The sequence below is a fragment of the Gemmatimonadaceae bacterium genome, assembly GCA_035533755.1.
Classification (GTDB): Bacteria; Gemmatimonadota; Gemmatimonadetes; order Gemmatimonadales; family Gemmatimonadaceae; genus JAGWRI01.
The window spans coordinates 74177-92298 of record DATLTC010000089.1; the positions used below are offsets into that span (position 1 = coordinate 74177).

The following is an 18122-nucleotide window of genomic DNA, read 5'->3' on the forward strand; positions in this document are numbered from 1 at the left end:
GTCAGCGCAGCTCCTCGATCACCCGCGACGCCACGTCTCCCCACTCCCACACGATCTTCTCGTCGTCCAGGAAGAACACGTCGGCCGCCGACCGCACCGCCGGCGCCGCGCGCATCGGCGTGGGCATGGGCGCCGGCGCCGGCGCCGGCTCCGGGCCGTCCAACTCCCGCCGGGCCATGTCCACGGTCAGCGCCGCGCCCACCGCATCGGCCGCGGCCGTGAGCCGGTGCACGGTATCGAGAATCTCGGACACGCTGGTCGATCCCCGCCCCGCGAGATAGCTCGCCAGCGGCGCGATCTGGCCGGCCGGGACGCCGTCCAGGAACCGCCGGTACAGCTGCTCCCGCAGCGCCGGATCGGGCGGCCCCATCTCCACCACCAATCCGCCCTCGAACCGCGACCGCAGCCGCTCCTCGAGTCCGGTCAGCTCCCGCGGCGCCCGTTCGCTGGCGAATACCAGCTGCTTGCCGGCGCTCGCGAGATCGTTGAACAGGTGGAACAGCTCGTCCTGCGTGCGCTCCTTGCCCGCCACCACCTGCATGTCGTCCATCAGCAGCGCGTCGGCCCGGCGACAGCGCGCGCGCCACTGCTCCACGGTGCCGTCGCGCAGCGCGGCGATGAGCTCGTCGGTGAACTGCTGGCCCGTCACCAGCGCCACCACCGCCGCCCCCCCGCTGGCGTTGGACAGCTCGTTACCCAGCGCGTTGAGCAGGTGCGTCTTGCCCACGCCGCTCGGGCCCACGATCACCAACGGGTTGTAGCGGCGTCCCGGTTCGGCCGCCACGGCGTCGGCGGCGCGGACGGCCAGCAGATTGGACTTCCCGACTTCGAAACCCGTGCGCGAGAACTCCACCGACGGAGCGGACAGCTGTCCCGATCCGCTGTTCGCGCGGTGCGCCAGCGCCTCGGCTTCCCGCAACCGCTCGGGATCGTGGAACGCGTCGTGGCCGGCGAGCGCCGGGTCGGCGACGATCGCCTCCGCCTCCAGCTCCTTGAGGCGCCGCACCGTGGCCGCGAACCCGCGCAGCACGGCTTCGTAGTTCGCCGGCGCCGAAGCCTCCTCCATCAGCCGCTCGAGCGCCGTGGTGCGGTAGCCCGCGGCGTTCCACTGCGACGTCGCCTCGGCCACCCGCATCTTCCAGCCCTCCACGTGCTCGGCCACCGCGCTCGCGATGTCGGTGAGGAAGCTCTGGAAGTCGAGCGTCGCGGTGGCCGGCGACGGCGCCGAGTCGCCAGCGGCGGCGTGCGCGTCCGGCACGTCGTCGAGCAACGCCAGCACGTCGCCCGCCTGCACCGGTTCGCCCCCCAGCGCCTGGAACGCCACCACGCGGTGCAGCAGCCCCTGCAGCTCACGCACGTTGCGCGCCTCCACGCGCCCGATCTCCTCAATCACGCCGGGCCCGAGCGTCACGCCGCGCTCCTCGCACTTGGCGTGCAGGATCGCCACCCGCGTCTCGTAGTCGGGCGCGCCGATGTCCACCACCAGCCCGCCGGAGAGCCGCGAGATCAGCCGCTCGTCCACGTCGGCGATCTCGGCCGGCGGCCGGTCACTGGTCATCACGATCTGCCGCCCCGTGCCCTGCAGGGCTTCGAGCAGCCGCAGGAGCTCGGCCTGCGTCTGGCGCTGCCCGGTGAGGAACTGCACGTCGTCCACCAGCAGCACGTCGGCGCGTCCCCACCGCTGCTTGAACCGGTCCGTCTCGCGCGCCGCGACCGCCGCGTGCAGTTGGTCCACGAAGTCGTCGAGCGTGAGATACTCGACGTTCAGCGACGGCTGCGCCTCGTGCACGCGGGCGCCGATGGCGTGCAGCAGATGCGTCTTGCCCACCCCGCTCCCGCCGTAGACGACGAGCGGATTGTAGCTCAGCCCCGGCGCATCGGAGACGGCGCGCGCCGCGGACACGGCCATCCGGTTGGCCGCGCCCACCACGTACGTCTCGAACCGCATCCGGGCATCCAGCGGCACACGCTACCTCGCCGGGCTGGAGGGAGAGCTCAACCGCTTGAGCACGAGCTCGGAGATCCCGCGCAGGGTCTCGAACACTCCCGGCCCGTGCAGCGCGTCGGCCGGGAAGTCGGGCACGCCGCGGAAGTTGATCGCCTCGGCCAGCTCGGCGGTGGACAGGATCAGGTCGCGCGGCAGATCCTGCTTGTTGTACTGGATCACCAGCGGAATCGCGCGCACGTCCACGCCCTGCTCGGCCAGGTTCGCGTGCAGGTCCTGGAAGCTCTCGATGTTCTCCTCGAGCTGCCGCGTCTGGCTGTCGGCCACGAACACCACGCCGTCGGCGCCCTGGAGCACCAGCTTACGCGTGGACTGGTAGTACACCTGCCCGGGCACCGTGTAGAGCTGGAACTTGGTGGTGAACCCCGAGATCGTGCCCAGATCCAGCGGCAGGAAGTCGAAGAACAGGGTGCGATCGGTCTGCGTGGCCAGCGAGACCATCTTCCCTTTGCGGTCGTTCGGCACCTGCCCATAGATGTGATGCAAGTTGGTCGTCTTTCCGGACCGGCCCGGCCCGTAGTAGACGATCTTGCAGGTGATCTCGCGCGTGGCGTAGTTGACGAGGGACACGGGGCGATGGGAAGTGGGGTCAGGCGCGGCCGAACAGCGTGGCGAGATTGCGGTTGAGGTCCCGTTCGAAGTGCTCCGCCAGCACCGGCTGCGATTCCGCTTCCTCAGCCGGCGCCGCCGCGACCAGGTGGGCGACCAATTCGTCGAAATACAGTCGGACCAGTCCGAGCGAACTTTCCCGGTCGAAGACCGTCAAGAAAATGTAGGCGCCACGGGGCGTTCGCGCTTCGGCCAGAAACAGTTGGCGGTCCTGCCCCGCATGGTGGAGGCCGCTGAACGGCCGCCCGTCCAGCATCCGGCCCAGTTCGCCCCCCGACGCGTGGATCGCCGCCGCCAGCGCGCAGGCCGACGCCACGTCCAGTGACCGCGTAAACCCGTACTCGGCCAGCACCTGCCCGCTCGGCAGCAGGAGCAGGGCCAGCGTCACCCGGGCGTCGTCCACGAACTGCTGGAGCGGCCCTTCGATCCAGGATTCGACGACGCGCGTGGTCATCCCAGCCCCCGGACGGCCTTCAGCATCTCCACGCGCACCAGCCCCACGTTGGCCGCCGACGCCGCCACCACCACGAGCACCATGTCGTCCCGCCCCGCCGCGCAGATCCGCCCCGCCTCGGCCTCGAGCTGCATGAACGACACGGCGCCCAGCCCCGCCGCCGCGGACGAGAGCCGCGCCTTGCGATGGAGCGAGGCCGCGAGCGCCGCCACCCGGTCGCCGTCCTGCCCGAACTGCAGCACGGAATCCACGATCATCCCCTCGTGTTCGTCCACCAGCAGCGCGGCGGTCACGCCCCGCAGCCGCAGCAGACCTTCGAGCATGGCCTGGAAGGGTGACGTCATGCGCCCCCCTCCGGTCCGCCGCTCCACCCGTGCGCCGCGAGCCAGCCGCGGGCGCGCGCCGTGCACCGGTCGAGCAGCAGGCGCAGCAACCCCAGCGGCGTGGCGCGCGACGCGGCCAGCACCAGCAGGCCGTCGCCCGCCGCCGGTGCCATGGCCACCACCGCCGAATCGGTCTCGAAGACAATGGATTTCCATGTGCCGATGCCCAGATGACGCGTGGCGCGATCGGCCTCGTCCGACACGCCGCTCAACTGCGCCCCCACCTCCTGGGCAACGTCGCGCCCGTCGCTCGTCATGTACAGCCCGCCGAGCACCATGCCCGAGCCGTCGAGCAGGAGCGCCGTCTGGTCCGCGCCCTCGAGCACGGGCGCGAACAGGGCGCGGGGATCGTTGGGATCGTACCGCCCCTCGGCCTGCAGCGCCTCGACCTGGGCCACGCTCAGGCTGGCCGAGCTGCGCCGCACCGTGTCGAGGGCCGCGCTGATGCCGGCATCGGGCGTCTCGCCCACCGCCGCACGGCGCAGCAGTTCCTCGGCCTCCTCGAACCGGCCCTGCTGGAAGCGAATGAACCCCATCCCCTTGAGCGACCCGACGTGGTCGGGCGCGATGCGCAGCGTCATGTCCCATTCGTCGTACGCGCGCTCGAGATCGCCGCGGTCCACGTAGATCCGGGCCAGAAGGTCGTGGGCGTCGGCGTGGTGCGGATGCCGCTCCAGCCCGCGCAGCGCCACGCGCTGCGCCAGGTCGAGCTGACCCTGGCGGCGCAGCGTCTCGCCCAGCGGCAGGAACGCCAGGCTGGACGGATCCCGCGCCATCTCGTCGCTCCAGCGGCGGACGTCGTCAGCCATCGGCGTGCGCCTCCACCAGATGCATCAGCCGGGTGAGCGTGTCGAGGCCGGCGCGGGCGCGGGCTGCATCGCCGCCCGACGCCGAGAGCCGCAGGTAGTGCTCCCAACTGGCGCGCGCCGTGGCGAACTCCCCCATGCGCACGGCCGCGAACCCCAGGTCCAGGTGCACGCGCGCCGTGAGCGGATCGGCGTGCACGGCGCGGCGGAGCTCCTCGAGCGCCTCGGCATGGCGATCGAGCCGCGCCAGGGCGCGGGCGGCGACGAGCCGGGCCTCGGTGCCGTGCCGCTCGGTCGCGGCGCGCGCGGTCTCGAGGGCCAGGGCCCAATCGCCGCCCGCCAGCGCCTCGCGCGCGCGGGCCAATCCGTCGTGCTCCATGTCGGGCTCGGCGATGGCCACGCCGCCCACACTCGCGCGCTTGGGCACCGCCAGATCCACCACCCCCGTGGTCACCAGGCCATAGGCGATCTTGGCCACCTCGAAGTCGCTGCGCCCGAGCGCGCCGGCAATGCCCCGCAGATCGCGCTCCCCGTCGATCATCGTCAACACTTCCCACTCGTGCGGCAGGAGGTCGAGTTGCGCCTCATGGTGGTCGGCCACGGGCGCGAACCTCGGCACCACGGCCAGGTTGGGCACCTTGTCGGCGATCCGCGACCACTCGTCGATGCGTCGCGCCCCCTCCATGAGCAGCGATTCGGTGGACACGCTGATCCGCGTGTCGGCGGGCAACTCCCCCGCCGACACCTCGGCGAACGAGAAGAATCCCTCGCGCCACGACATCAGGTCGAACACCACCGTCTCGATCTGCTGGCGAACCTGCCGCTCCAGTTCGCGTTGCGACACCGCGCCGGCCGCCACGAGCGCGTCGGCCAACTGCGCCGGCGAGGCATCGGGCCCGCACCGGGCGCGGGCCGCGACCACGTCGGACTCGGCGAGCTTGCCGGCCGCGATCAGGATCTGCTCGAGCGACGTGGGCAGGCTGCGGATGCTGGCGTGGATCACGCGCCCGTTGGCGAAGTGCACCACGCCCTCGTCGTCGCGCAATTCCGAGGTCACGCGCAGCGTGCCCGTCTTCCGGCTCAGGTCGAGCAGCTGGAAGACGTCGTGGATGCCGAGTTCGCGGAGTGGGCCTTCGATCGCCATGGTCAGGTCGCCTGCCGGTCGGCGAAGATGCGCTGGAGGTCGGTGGCGGAACGGATCTCGCGCCGGGCCCGCCGCGCGAAGTCCCCGCCCGGCTCCAGCGTGAGCACGCGCTGCCAGCGGTCCACGGCCTCGCGGTATCGCCGCCGCTCGGCCAACAGCACTCCCTCATGATACAGCGCGCCCACGTGGTTGGGGTCGAACCGCAGGACGCGCGTGAACGCCGTGACCGCGTCCTGCTTGCGACCGAGCACGAGCAGCGTCTCGCCGAGCGCGATCAGCGCGTCGAAGTGGTACGGGTCGCGCTGCAGCAGGTCGATGAGCAGCGGGAGCGCCGTGTCGGCGTGGCCGATCATGCGGCGCAGCGTGGCCAGCTCGAGCGTCGCCTCGGCGTACGTGGGGACGGCGTCGAGGGCGGCCAGCAGCTCGTCCTCCGCGTCCCGGTACTGTCGCTTCTCGATCAGCAGGCGCGCCAACTCGTAGCGCACGCCGGCGAAGGCCGGATCGAGGGAGAGGGCGTGGCGATAGGCCAGGATCGCGCCCTCCAGGTCGCCCAGCCGCCTGGCGATGGCCCCCATCTGCTGGTGCACGTCGGCCCGCATCGGGGCCACGCGCCGCGCCGTATCGAGCGTGGCCAGCGCCGCCGCCGGGTCGCCCGACGCCGCCCGCACCGCGGCGGCGAGCATTAGCGTTTCGATATCCTCCGAAGCGCGCAGGACCAACTCCTCGGCCAGCGGCCGCGCCTCCACCGCCTGGCCCAGCTTCACCAGCGACCACGCCTCGCCGCGCATCGCGGCCAGATCGTCGGGCGCCGCGCGCCGCGCTTCGCGATAGCGGTCCAGCGCCTCGCCGTGCAGCCCCTGCCGCGCGAACGTCTCGCCCAGCAGCACGTTGCCCGCGGTCCGGTCGGCGCCGTGGGCCAGGGCGCGCCGCGCTTCGACCTGCGCGCGATCGAAGAAACCCTTGGACAGGAAGTCCACCGCCATGCCGTACGGATCGGTTCCCACCGGCACCGACGGGGCGGGCGCCGGGGCCGGGGCCAGTTGCGTGAACACCGTGTCGAGCAGCGCCGGATCGAAGCTGAATTCCGCGATCCCCGCGTCGGCGCGCTTCTCCGCGCCCAGGTCCGGCTGGATGGAGAGGTCGGGATCCTCGTACTGCAGGTCGATCGCGAGATCGAACTTCTGGGCCACGTAGTACGGCTCCAGCTCCAGCGCCAGCTTGGTCTCGCGCAGCGCCCCTTCGAAGTCGCCGAGATTGGAGAGCGTGAAGCTCAGGTTGTAGTGGGCCTCGGCGTATTCGGGCCGCGCCTGGATGGCCCGCGCGAACGCGTTGCGCGCGTCCTCGAACTTGCGCATCTCGGCCAGCACCAGCCCGGCGCCGTTCCAGGCCACCGGCTGCTCGGGCTCCGTGACCAGCACCTGCCGGTACGCCTCGAGCGCCATCGGCATCCGCTTGGCCTTGGAGAGCAGCAGCGCCAGGTTGAGCCGCGCCTTGGCGAGCCCGGGCTGCGCCTCGAGCGCGGCGCGGAACTCGCCCAGCGCCGCGTCGCCGTGGCCGGCGTGCGCCAATGCCACGCCGAGGTTGTTGTGCGCCAACGCGTACCCGGGTTCCACCGCGATCGCGCGTCGGTAACTCTCCTCCGCCTCCGCGTACCGCCCGTCCTGGTGGAGCGTCACCCCGCGTTCGTTCCAGAGCTTGGGACTGGTCGCGTTGCGCGCGATCAACTGGTCGTACAACTCCCGCGCCGCGCCGAGGTCCCGCGTGACCAGGTGCACCTCGGCCATCGCCTGGCGCACCAGATCCTCGTCCTCGCCGCGGTCCAGCGCCAGCCGGTACTCGCGCAGCGATTCGGCGTAGTAGCCCTTCTGACGGAAGGCGAGGCCCAGGTTGTAGTGCGCGAGCTGCCCCTCCTGCGACACCTCCATGCGGCGCGACCGCCGCTCGCCCCGCGCCCCCACCAGCGCCTCGTAGCGCTCCGGCTTGTTCTGGTCGATCGACAGGTTGGCCTGGGCGCGCGACAGCGTGGGGTTCAGCTTGATGGCGCGCTTGGTCACCGCCCGCGCATCCTCGTGGCGCCCCATGTCGCCGAGCACGAATCCCATCAGGTACAGCGCGTCGTGGTTCTCCGGGTTGAGCTCGATGGCGCGGTTGAGCGACGCCATCGCCTCGTCGTTGAGCCCGCGGTTGTACGCGATCTCTCCGAGGTAGAAGTGGACCAGCGAACTGTTGGGGTCGAGCGTCCGCGCCCGCTCCAGCCAGCGCTGCGCCGGCTCCGTATGCCCCAGGGTGCGCTCGGAGAGGCCGAGCTGGACCATCGCCCCCACGTCGTTGGGCTGGTAGCGCAGCAGGGCCGTGAACTCCTCCACCGCCTGCCCGTGCTCGCCGAGCAGGGCATACGTGCGCGCCAACTCCCAGCGCGCTTCACGGTCGGCCGGAGTGGTCCGCACCCGGTCCTTGAGCTCCGGCACCCGCTCGTCGTAATACCCGGTGTTGAAGTACGCGATCTCGAGGTTCCGCTGCGCCACCTGCATGCGCGGATCCAGTTCCAACGCGCGCATGAACGCCTGCACCGCTTCCTCGTACAGGCCTTTGTTGAAGTAGAGCACCCCCAGATTGTTGTGCGCGCCGGCGTCCGACGGATCGATCCGTCGGGCGAACGACCTCAGGACCTCGCGGTCGCGCTCCGAACCCAGGGTGGTCGCCGCCATGTCACGTCACGCGAATGGCTCGCAGAATCGCCTGGAGCGATGCCGGATCGGGAAGCAGCAGGAAGAACCCGCGCAGCCGCTGATCGACGTCCTTCAGCATGAACTCGCTCTCCACGCAGAACACGTAGTCGCGGTCGGTGCCGAACTGGAGGTAGGCGGTGCTCAGCACGGCCGCCGACATGTCGATCGCCAGCGCTGGCGGCGAGGGCAGCAGCAGCATGCCCATGAATTCGCTCAGCGCGTTCATGTACGCGCTGCTCAGGATATTGCCCGCTTCCTTGATCGCCGACTGTTCGAGTTCGCCCAATTCCCCCGACGTGCCGACCGGGCGCCGCAGCATCATCTCGGCCAGCGTGATCGCCGCCGACTTCGGGAACACGAGCAGCGTGCGCCCCGACAGGTCGCCCAGGATGTGGAGCAGCACCGCCGCCACCGGCTCGTCGGGGTCGGCCACCAGCGGGGCCACGTCCTCGAGACGCTGGATGTTGATCCGCGGCACGCTGATCATGATCGTCCCGCCGATCATCTGCGACAGCGCCGTCGCGGCGTGGCCGGCGCCGATGTTGGCCACTTCGCGCAGGGCATCGAGTTGCAGCACCCCGAGGTTTTGAAGCTCGTCCATGAATGCTCCGTTAGGAGAGACTGCCTACGTCGAGGATCAGCGCCGGGGCCCCGTCCCCGAGAATCGTCGCGCCGCTGAACGCCGCGACGTCCGTCTGCACGGCGTCGTACTGCTTGACCACGATCTCCTCCTGCCCCGCCAGGCTGTCCACCACCAGCCCCGCCCGCCGGTCCGCCAGTTCGAGCACGATCACGTGCTCCCGCGCCGCGTCCGCGCGCCGCGGCAACCCCACGAGGTCCCGCAGCCGCATCAGCGGCAGCACGTCGTCCCGCAGCGTCAGGACCTCGCGGCCCCGCAGCGTGCGCAACCCGTCCGGCCTCAGCTCCACCGTCTCGCACACGTGCGTCATCGGCACCGCGTACATCTCGCCGCCCACCCGCGTGAGCAACGCCCGCAGGATGGCCAGCGTGAGCGGCAGCCGCAGCGTCACCGTCGTGCCCAGGCCCGCCTGCGTCCGGATGTCCACCGACCCGCCCAACGCGCGCACGCGCGTGAACACCGCGTCCACCCCCACGCCGCGACCCGACAGATCGGTCACCCGTTCGGCCGTCGAGAATCCCGGCCGCGACACGAGGCGCACCAGCTCGTCATCGGCGAGATCGGCCTTGGCCGCGTCCACCAGGCCGGCCGACTTGGCCTTGGCGAGCACGCGCGCTCGATCGATCCCCCGCCCGTCGTCGCTCACCCGGATCATCACCGCCGAACGGTCCCGCACCGTGGACAGCGTGAGCCGGCCGGCCGGCGGCTTGCCCGCCCGCAGCCGCTCCTCGGCGCTCTCGAAGCCGTGGTCCACCGCGTTGCGCAGCAGGTGGACGATCGGATCGCCGATCTCATCGAGCATCGACCGGTCCAACTCGATGTCCTTGCCCTCGATCACGAAGTCGATCTGCTTGTTGAGCGCCCGCGCGCCGTCGCGCACGAGGCGCGGGAACCGGTCGAATACCTGCCACACCGGCACCATGCGGCTGGTCACGATCTCGTCGCGCAGATCAGCGATGAGCCGCGACGCCTGCGACAGCGTTTCGTCGAGCGACGGATCAGCGAGCCTCGCCCCGATCTGCTGCAGCCGGCCGCGCGCGATCACCAACTCGCCGATCAGATTCATGAGCGCGTCCAGCCGGCGCAGATCGATGCGCACGTGGCGCTGCGGATGGGCCGCCGTCGCCGCATCGCCCCGCGTCGGCGCCCCCGGCGCCTCCTGCGCCTCCAGGCGCGCCACGTCGGCCGCCAGGAGCAGGCCCGACGGCCGCGCCCCCGCCGCGGGCTGGAGCGCGGCCGGCGCGCGCTCGCCGGCCGCGCGCCCCTCCTCGCCCACCACGACCAGGGCCACGTCCCCGGCGCCCCGCACCAGACGCGCGATCTCCTCCGCCGGCGTCTCCGTGCGAACGCGCACCGCGAAGTCGAGGTCGAACTCGTCGCCCTGCAGTTCGGCGAGCGTGGGGGCCACCGCCGTCACGTCGCCCAGCCGCTTCAGCGTCTGGACGATCAGGAACGCCCGCACGCCGCGCAGCGGCGTGTCCTTGGCCAGCCGCACGCGCACCAGCTGGCCGTCGCCCGCCGGCGCCAGCACGGTCCACAACTCCTCGGTCAGCGGCAGCGCCGCCATCGCGGTGGAGCTGCGCGGGGTGGCCCGGCCCATCGCCCGCAGCCGCGTGAGCACCGTCTCGGCGTGGATGTCCTCGACGTGTCCCGCCACCGACGCCTCCACCGCCTGCTCCAGCACGTCGGCGGCGCGGAACAGCACGTCCATCACCTCGGGCGTGATCTGCATCGCGCCGCGGCGCACGCGGTCGAGCAGCGTCTCCATCTCGTGCGACAGCTCGGCGACCACGCCATAGCCCATCGTGGCGCTCATCCCCTTCACCGTGTGCACGGCGCGGAAGATCGCGCTCACCGGTTCATCACCGCCGCCGCCGCGTTCCAGCTCCAGCAGCCCGTGGTTGAGCGCCGAAACGTGTTCGCGGCTCTCGGTGAGGAATAGCTCGGCGTATTGGGTGGTATCCAACGGCCTGATTATCCCAGCACGCGCTGGACGGCTTCGAGCACGCGGCTTGGCTGGAAAGGTTTGACCACGAAGTCCTTGGCGCCGGCCTGGATCGCTTCCACCACCAGCGCCTGCTGCCCCATCGCGCTGCACATGAGGATCTTCGCCTGCGGATCGAACTTCGCGATCTCCCGCACCGCGTCGATGCCGCCCATGTCGGGCATCACGATGTCCATCGTCACCAGATCCGGCCGCAGCTGCTTGTACTTCTCCACGGCCTGCAGGCCCGTCTCCGCCTCGCCCACGATCTCGAACCCGGCCGACTGCAGGATGTCCCCCACCATCGTCCGCATGAAAATCGCGTCATCACAGATCAGCACGGTATGGCTCACGCTACTCCCCCTACGAGGATGTTCGACGCTCCACCGTCCTACCCAGCGCCACTCACACCAACACCTGTCCAACCAACACCGGGATATCAAGTACTATGACGACTGTCTCCCCCAGATGTCCCAGTCCGCGCACCACCTCGTCGGCCCGTTCTCCGGCCGCCCGCTCCACCCGCAGTAGCGCGACGTCCATCACGTCGCCCACGGCCAGCCCCAGATGCCGGCCGCCCACCTCGACGATGATGATCGAGCCCTCCTGGGTGAGCGTCCGGTCGCCCTCCAGCCGCACGCCCAGATCCACCACGGTCAGGATCGCCCCGCGCAGATTGATCAGCCCGTTGACGTAGGGCTTGGTGCCGGGCAGCCGCGTGGCGGCGCGCACGGGAATGATCTCCCGCACCGCGGCGATGTCGCATCCGTAGACCGCCTGCCCCACGCGGAACAGCAGCGTCCGCGTGTCCGTGGGCTCACGCATCGACTCGGTAGAAACCAAAGTACTCCAGAGGATCGGTGTCGCCGACGACGGCGTCGCGGCCGGCCACGGCGGCCAGCGCTCGGCGCAGATCATCGGGCAGGGGCGATCGCAATTCGATCCTGGCACCCGTCGCCGGATGCCGGAATGCCAGCCATGCCGCATGTAGAAAATGCCGCTTGGGAGGCAGCGAGACCAGACTCCGCCCCCCGCCGCCGCCGTACGTATCGTCCCCCACCACCGGATGCCCGATCGACGCCAGGTGGACGCGGATCTGATGGGTCCGCCCCGTGTGCAGGTGCGCTCGCAGCAGATCGGCGGCGTCGAACCGGGCCAGCCGGTGGAAGACGGTCTTGGCGGCGCGCCCCGTGGCCACGATCGCCATCCGTTTGCGGTCGTTCGGATCGCGGGCCACCGGACGGTCCACCGTGATCACGTCGGCGCTCAGGTGGCCCCACGCCAGAGCCGCGTACCGCCGCACGATCTCGCGGCGCGCCAGCGCCGCGCCCAGCACGCGGTGCGCGCGATCGGTCTTCGCCACCAGCAGCAGCCCCGAGGTCTCCTTGTCGAGACGATGGACGATCCCGGCGCGCTCGTCGTCCCCCTCCCCCGACAGGGCCCCGCCCCGCCCCTTGAGCGCGTTCACGAGCGTGCCCGTCCAGTTGCCGGGCGCCGGATGCACCACCATGCCGGCCGCCTTGTCGATCACCAGCACCTCGTCGTCCTCGTACGCGACGACGAGCGGGATCGCCTCCCCCAGCACGTCGCGGGGGCTCGGCGCCGGGATCGTCACCTCGACCACCATGTCCGGGTCGGCGCGGAAGCTCGCCTTCTCGTGGCGGCCCCGCACCAGCACGTGCCCCTGCGCGATGAGCGTGGCGGCCTGCGTGCGCGACAGGTTCAGCCGGCCGGCCACCAGCAGATCGAGCCGCGGCGCCGACGCCGGCGCGGAGAACCGCTCGACGCGCGCCGCCCGGTCACTCACCGGCCCGCGCGCGCTGACGCTCCTCGATCCACAGCGCCACGGCCAGCAGGCAGGCCCCGATCGTCACGCCCGAGTCGGCCACGTTGAACGTCCAGAACCGCACCGTCCCCACGCCGAGATCGATGAAATCCACCACGCCGCGCCCGGAGCGCAGCCGGTCCAGGAGGTTGCCCGCCGCGCCCCCCCATGCCAGCCCCAAGCCCAACACCTTGAGCCGTTCCTTCGGCCCGCTGGACCGGTACATCTGCCAGAGCACCACGAGGGCGATCGCCGCGAAGCTCCCGAAGATCACGCGCGAATAGCGCCCCAGCGACATGCTGAACGCCGCCCCCCGATTGTAGGCGAGGGTGAACCGCCCGTACGAGCCGATCACGTCCTGGGCCACGTGCGGCGTGAGGTACCGCACGGCGAGCATCTTGGTGATGGTGTCGAGCACCACGATGCTCACCGCGGCGATCCAGAACCACCGGCGATTGGAGGACGGGGCGTCGGGCATGCGCGCGGTCACGGCGCCTGGCCGGCGGACCCGTGCCCCACCGCGGTCGACGACGCCACGGCGGCCAGCGACGCCTCGCGATCTTCGGACCACAGTACCCACGCCAGCAGGATCGCTCCCACGCTCACCGCCATGTCGGCCACGTTGAACGTGGGCCACCGCGCATTGCGGAGCCCGATGTCGATGAAATCCACCACGCCGAGTCCGCCGCGCAGACGGTCGATGAGATTGCCCAGCGCCCCGCCGCACACCAGCGCGAGGGCCAATGTGCGGGGCAGATCCCCGTCGCGGGTGGCCGCGTACAACCGCGCCAGGATGACCAACGCGACGACGGTGAGCGCCATGAAGATCCAGCGCGAATACCCACCCACGTTGAGGCCGAACGCCGCCCCGGGATTGTAGACCAGCGTGAACTGCACGGTGTTGCCGAGGACCTCGTGCGGCAGGCTCGGCAGCGGAAACAGGCGTTCGGCCAACGACTTGGTCACCGCGTCGGTGGCGGTGACCGCGCCCAGCACCGGCCAGAACAGGATCGCCTTACTTCTTGGCATCTTCCTCACGCTGCTTGCATTCGATGCAGTACCGCGCGTGCGGGAGCGCATCGAGGCGGTCGAAGCCGATCAGGTTGCCGCACGACTGGCACAGCCCGTAGCTCTCGGGCGCCCGATACAGGCGGCGCAGCGCCTCGTCGATGTGCCACAGGAAGCGCCCCTCCTGGCTGGCGAACAGGAACGCCTTCTCGCGCTCCATGGCGTCGGTGCCCTGGTCGGCCATGTGGAAGGAGTAGCTGCTGAGCCCCCCGTCCGCGGACTGCGGCGTGGCGCCGAACGCTTCGTCGTACTGGCCCAGTTCCTTCAGGACGCGTTTGCGCTCTTCGAGGAGTCGCTTTTCGAAGTGCTGCACCTGCTTCTTCGACATCCCCTTCGCCTTGTTCACGCTCTTGGTGGCCATGCTACTCCGCCTTGGTTATGGCGATCCGTGCCGCGATTCCGTCAACTTCCACGGTCGGCATCGTCGCCTGGTCCCCTGCCTCGCCGTCCTCGCGCCATACCACGCGCGTGGCCAGCACCTCGCCCGCGATCCACGCCCCGTGCGTCTCCACGGCCGCCCGTACGTCGGCGTCGCCGCCGACATACAGCACGATTCGGTCGCTCACCGCAAGCCCCGTCTCCTTGCGCCCACGTTGCACCCGGCTCACCAGCTCGCGGGCCAGCCCTTCGCGCCGCAACTCCGGCGTCACCACCGGATCCAGCGCCGCGAAGAATCCCGCCTCCTCCTCCACCACCAGCTCCCCCGACGCCCGCCGCACGATCGTGACGTCGTCGGCGTCCAGCTGGTGCGACTCGCCGCCCGCCGTCACCGCCAGCGGCGCGCCGTGCACGAACGCCCGTAACTCCTCCGGCGTGAACGCCCCGATCGCCTGCGCCGCCAGCGGCGTCTGCTTGCCGAACTTCTTACCAAGCGTGCGGAAGTTTGGTTTCGCTTCCAGCGTGACCAGCGCGTCGCCGGTCCGCGCGAACTCCACGCGCTTCACGTTCAACTCCGTGGCCAGCAGCGGCACCAGCGGCGCCAACTCGGCCTCGTCGGCGTCGGGCGCCACGCACACCAGACGCGACAGCGGTTGCCGCACCTTCACCCCCGCCGCCTCCCGCGCCGCGCGCCCCAGCTTGGCCAGCATCCGCACCCCCGCCATCGCCCGCTCCAACGCCGGGTCGCGGTCCGCCGGCCGCTCGCGCACGAACGGCGCCAGGTGCACCGACCCCCCGGTGAGCGCGCGGTGCATCCAGTCGCTCAGGAACGGCGCCAGCGGCGCCAGCAGCCGGCAGGTCGTGACCAGCACCTCGTGCAGGGTCGCGAACGCCGCGCGGTTGTCCTCGCCGTCCACCTCGTAGAAGCGCGACCGGCTCAGCCGCACGTACCAGTTGGCCATGTCGTCGTCCACGAACCGGATGAGCGCCCGCGCCGCCGCCGTCGCGTCGTATCGCTCGAGCGCCCCGTCCACCTCCGACTCCACGCCGGCCAGCCGCGACAGCATCCATCGGTCCATCGCCGGACGGTCGGCGGGCGCCGGATCGCGGTCCGAGGGCGCCCACCCGTAGTTGGCGTACTGCGCGAACATCCCGCTGTACACGTTCTTGAGCGTGAGCAGGAACCGCACGGCCTGCTCGCGGATCGCCCGCTCGTCGAACTTGCGCGGCACCGACACGTCGGCCGACGCGACGAGGAACAGCCGCACGGCGTCCGCGCCGTAGGCGGCGATCACGCTCCACGGATCCACCACGTTGCCGCGGCTCTTGGACATCTTCTGGCCGTCGGCGTCGAGGATGAGATCGTTCACCACCACGTGCCCGTACGGCGCCGCCCCCGCGCCCGGCTCGCGCGTGCCCGTGCCCTCGTTGCGCGGCAGGGCGTCGCCCAGCCCGGTGGCGATCGCCAGCAGCGAGTAGAACCACCCGCGCGTCTGGTCCACGCCCTCGGCGATGAAGTCCGCCGGATACTGCCGCTCCAGCCGCTCCCGGCTCCCCGCCACGTGCGGATAGCCCCACTGCGCGAACGACATCGCGCCCGAATCGAACCAGGTGTCGATCACCTCCGGCGTGCGGCGCATCGTGCCCCCGCACCCGGCGTGCCGGCACGCCCATTCGTAGCGGTCCACGCCCGGCTTGTGCGGATCGAAGTCCGCCGGCAACGGCGCCCCGCGGCGCTCCGCGAGATCGGCAAAGCTGCCGATCACGTCGAGATGGGCGTGGTTCGCGTCGCACACCCACACCGGCAACGGCGTGCCCCAGTACCGGTCGCGCGAGATCGCCCAGTCGATGTTGTTCTTGAGCCACTCGCCGAACCGCCCCTCGCCCACTTCGGGCGGATGCCAATCCACCCGCGCGTTCCGCGCCAGCATCTGATCGCGATACGCCGTGGTCTTCACGAACCACGACGTGCGCGCGTAGTACAGGAGCGGCGTGCCGCAGCGCCAGCAGTGCGGATACGCGTGCGTGATCTTTCCCGCCTTCCAGAGCACGCCGCGCCGCTTCAACTCCTCGATCAGCAGCGGATCGGCGTCCTTCACGAACGCGCCCCCCGCCACCGGCAGGTCGGCCGGGAATTGGCCCTGCGCGTTCACCGGTTGCAGGAACGCCAACTGGTGCCGCTTCCCGGCCGCGTAGTCGTCGGCCCCGAACGCCGGCGCCAGGTGCACCACCCCCGTGCCGTCGTCGGCCGAGACGAACTCCTCGCCCACGATGATCTCGTGCGCGCCCGGCGGATATGGCAGCCAGTCGAGCGGGCGGCGGTAGCGCATGCCCACCAGCTCCGCGCCGGACAACAGGCGCACCAGATCCCACCGCGTCGCGAAGTCCTCGCCCAGCACCGGCTTCACGCGCGATTCGGCGAGGATGACGGTGCGCGCGTCCTTCCCGTCCTTGCGCGCCAGCTCCACGTAGCCCAGCGTCGGGTGCACGGCGAGCGCCGTGTTCGACACCAGCGTCCACGGCGTCGTTGTCCAGACCAGGATGCGACGCCCGCGCCCGTCCGGCGCGCCCTCCGCGTCCACGAGATCGAGCGCCACGTACACGCTCGGATCTTCCACATCCTCGTAACCCTGCGCCACCTCATGGCTCGACAGCGCCGTGCCGCAGCGCGGACAGTACGGCAGGATCTTGTGCCCGCGGTACAGGTAGCCCTGGCCGTGCAGCGTCTTGAGCGCCCACCACACGCTCTCCACGTACTCGTTGCTGTACGTCACGTACGGGTGCTCGTAGTCCAACCAGTAGCCGATCCGCGCGCTCAGCTTCTCCCAATCGCCGCGATAGGTGAACACGCTGTCGCGGCACAACTGGTTGAACTCGGCCACCCCCAGCGCTTCGATCTGCTGCTTGCCGCTGATCCCCAGCCGCTTCTCCACCTCGATCTCCACCGGCAGCCCGTGCGTGTCCCACCCCGCCTTGCGCAGCACGCGGAACCCCTTCATCGCCCGATGGCGGCAGAACAGGTCCTTGATCGTCCGCGAGAACACGTGGTGGATGCCCGGCTTGCCGTTGGCCGTGGGCGGACCTTCAAAGAATACGTATGACGGCCGGCCCTCGCTCTCCACGAGCGTCCGCGCGAACAGCCCCTCCGCCTCCCAGCGCGCCAGCACGTCGCGCTCCAGGTCGTCCGCCGATCGCTCGGCGGGCAGCATCGCGAACCGCGTCGCGTCGGGAGCCGCCGTCACATCCGCTCCAGCACGCCGTGCACCAGACGGCCCAGCGTCGGCTCGGCCCGCCCCGCCACCGCGATCACCTCGGCCAGGCTCGTGGGCGTGAGCGTTTCGGGAACGCACTCGTCGGTGATGATCGAGAAGCCCAGCACCCGCATCCCCTCGTGCACGGCCACGATCACTTCCGGCACCGTGGACATCCCCACCACGTCGGCGCCCATCCCGCGCAACATGCGGTACTCGGCGCGCGTCTCCAGGTTCGGCCCCGCCACCGCCACGTACACGCCTTCGCGCAACACCACCCCCTCGGCGCGCGCCGCCTCGCGCGCCAGAGCCGCGAGCCCCGCATCGTAGGGCGCCGACATGTCCGGAAACCGCGGCCCCCGCCGATCGTCGTTGGCGCCGATCAGCGGATTGTCGCCCAGAAGATTGATGTGGTCGACGATCAGCATCACGTCCCCCGCCTTCCACGCCGGGTTCATCCCCCCGCACGCGTTCGACACCACCAGCACCGGCGCCCCGAGCGCGTGCAGCACGCGCACCGGAAACGTCACCTGCCGCAGTGTGTAGCCCTCGTACCGGTGGAATCGCCCCTGCATCATCAGCACCGTCTTGCCCGCCAGCGTGCCGCACAGCAGACGCCCGGCGTGCGCCTCCACCGTCGCCACCGGAAACCCCGGAATCTCGCCGTATGGAATCGCCGCCTCGATGGCCATCTCCTCGGCCAGGCGCCCCAGCCCGGTCCCGAGGATGATCGCCGCATCCGGACGGCGCGGAAACCGCGCCCGCACGACCTCGGCCGCCGCGTCGATCGGCGCCTCCATCGTCGCTGCGGTGTCCGGTGCTGCGTGCGTCGTCATCGTGGTCATC

The 18122-nt window shown here is 70.9% G+C and carries 17 protein-coding genes; all 17 read right to left on the reverse strand.

The window, feature by feature from the left end; genetic code table 11:
• Nucleotide 1 precedes the first annotated feature (1 nt).
• From VNE60_12620 to VNE60_12700, 17 genes are read right to left on the reverse strand one after another with little or no spacing between them, the layout of a single operon-like run.
• Nucleotides 2-1948, reverse strand: coding sequence for a DnaA/Hda family protein (locus VNE60_12620; GenBank protein ID HVB32365.1), 1947 nt, complete (start codon nt 1946-1948; stop codon nt 2-4).
• Between the two features lie 21 nt (nt 1949-1969).
• Complete coding sequence (locus tag VNE60_12625) at nt 1970-2575, reverse strand: GTPase domain-containing protein (GenBank protein ID HVB32366.1); 606 nt, start codon at nt 2573-2575, stop codon at nt 1970-1972.
• Between the two features lie 19 nt (nt 2576-2594).
• Nucleotides 2595-3068: a hypothetical protein gene (locus tag VNE60_12630; GenBank protein ID HVB32367.1), complete on the reverse strand. Its 474-nt coding sequence runs from the start codon at nt 3066-3068 to the stop codon at nt 2595-2597.
• Nucleotides 3065-3412, reverse strand: coding sequence for a roadblock/LC7 domain-containing protein (locus tag VNE60_12635; GenBank protein HVB32368.1), 348 nt, complete (start codon nt 3410-3412; stop codon nt 3065-3067). The genes VNE60_12630 and VNE60_12635 overlap by 4 nt, the downstream gene beginning before the upstream one ends.
• Nucleotides 3409-4260: a tetratricopeptide repeat protein gene (locus VNE60_12640; GenBank protein ID HVB32369.1), complete on the reverse strand. Its 852-nt coding sequence runs from the start codon at nt 4258-4260 to the stop codon at nt 3409-3411. The genes VNE60_12635 and VNE60_12640 overlap by 4 nt, the downstream gene beginning before the upstream one ends.
• Nucleotides 4253-5401 carry a DUF4388 domain-containing protein gene (locus tag VNE60_12645; protein HVB32370.1) on the reverse strand — a complete coding sequence of 383 codons (1149 nt, stop codon included), beginning with the start codon at nt 5399-5401 and terminating at the stop codon, nt 4253-4255. Before VNE60_12645 ends, VNE60_12640 begins: the two co-directional genes overlap by 8 nt.
• Before the next feature lie 2 nt (nt 5402-5403).
• Entirely contained in the window at nt 5404-8109 is a 2706-nt protein-coding gene (locus VNE60_12650; protein ID HVB32371.1) for a tetratricopeptide repeat protein, read from the reverse strand.
• A gap of 1 nt (nt 8110) precedes the next feature.
• The gene (locus tag VNE60_12655) at nt 8111-8731 is read right to left on the reverse strand and encodes a chemotaxis protein CheC (GenBank protein ID HVB32372.1); all 621 of its coding nucleotides are present in this window, start codon (nt 8729-8731) and stop codon (nt 8111-8113) included.
• A gap of 10 nt (nt 8732-8741) precedes the next feature.
• A complete protein-coding gene (locus VNE60_12660; protein HVB32373.1) occupies nt 8742-10736 on the reverse strand; it encodes a chemotaxis protein CheA in 1995 nt (664 codons plus the stop codon).
• Between the two features lie 8 nt (nt 10737-10744).
• The gene (locus tag VNE60_12665; protein ID HVB32374.1) at nt 10745-11107 is read right to left on the reverse strand and encodes a response regulator; all 363 of its coding nucleotides are present in this window, start codon (nt 11105-11107) and stop codon (nt 10745-10747) included.
• A gap of 52 nt (nt 11108-11159) precedes the next feature.
• The gene (locus VNE60_12670) at nt 11160-11579 is read right to left on the reverse strand and encodes a chemotaxis protein CheW (protein ID HVB32375.1); all 420 of its coding nucleotides are present in this window, start codon (nt 11577-11579) and stop codon (nt 11160-11162) included.
• A complete protein-coding gene (locus VNE60_12675; protein ID HVB32376.1) occupies nt 11572-12561 on the reverse strand; it encodes an RluA family pseudouridine synthase in 990 nt (329 codons plus the stop codon). Before VNE60_12675 ends, VNE60_12670 begins: the two co-directional genes overlap by 8 nt.
• Nucleotides 12554-13069: a signal peptidase II gene (gene lspA / locus VNE60_12680; protein HVB32377.1), complete on the reverse strand. Its 516-nt coding sequence runs from the start codon at nt 13067-13069 to the stop codon at nt 12554-12556. The genes VNE60_12675 and lspA (VNE60_12680) overlap by 8 nt, the downstream gene beginning before the upstream one ends.
• On the reverse strand, nt 13066-13608 hold the full coding sequence (lspA, locus tag VNE60_12685) for a signal peptidase II (protein HVB32378.1): 543 nt from the start codon (nt 13606-13608) through the stop codon (nt 13066-13068). Before lspA (VNE60_12685) ends, lspA (VNE60_12680) begins: the two co-directional genes overlap by 4 nt.
• Nucleotides 13595-14008: a TraR/DksA family transcriptional regulator gene (locus VNE60_12690; GenBank protein HVB32379.1), complete on the reverse strand. Its 414-nt coding sequence runs from the start codon at nt 14006-14008 to the stop codon at nt 13595-13597. Before VNE60_12690 ends, lspA (VNE60_12685) begins: the two co-directional genes overlap by 14 nt.
• A gap of 1 nt (nt 14009) precedes the next feature.
• Entirely contained in the window at nt 14010-17267 is a 3258-nt protein-coding gene (gene ileS, locus VNE60_12695; GenBank protein ID HVB32380.1) for an isoleucine--tRNA ligase, read from the reverse strand.
• Entirely contained in the window at nt 17264-18112 is an 849-nt protein-coding gene (locus tag VNE60_12700) for a purine-nucleoside phosphorylase (GenBank protein ID HVB32381.1), read from the reverse strand. Before VNE60_12700 ends, ileS begins: the two co-directional genes overlap by 4 nt.
• Between the last annotated feature and the right edge of the window lie 10 nt (nt 18113-18122).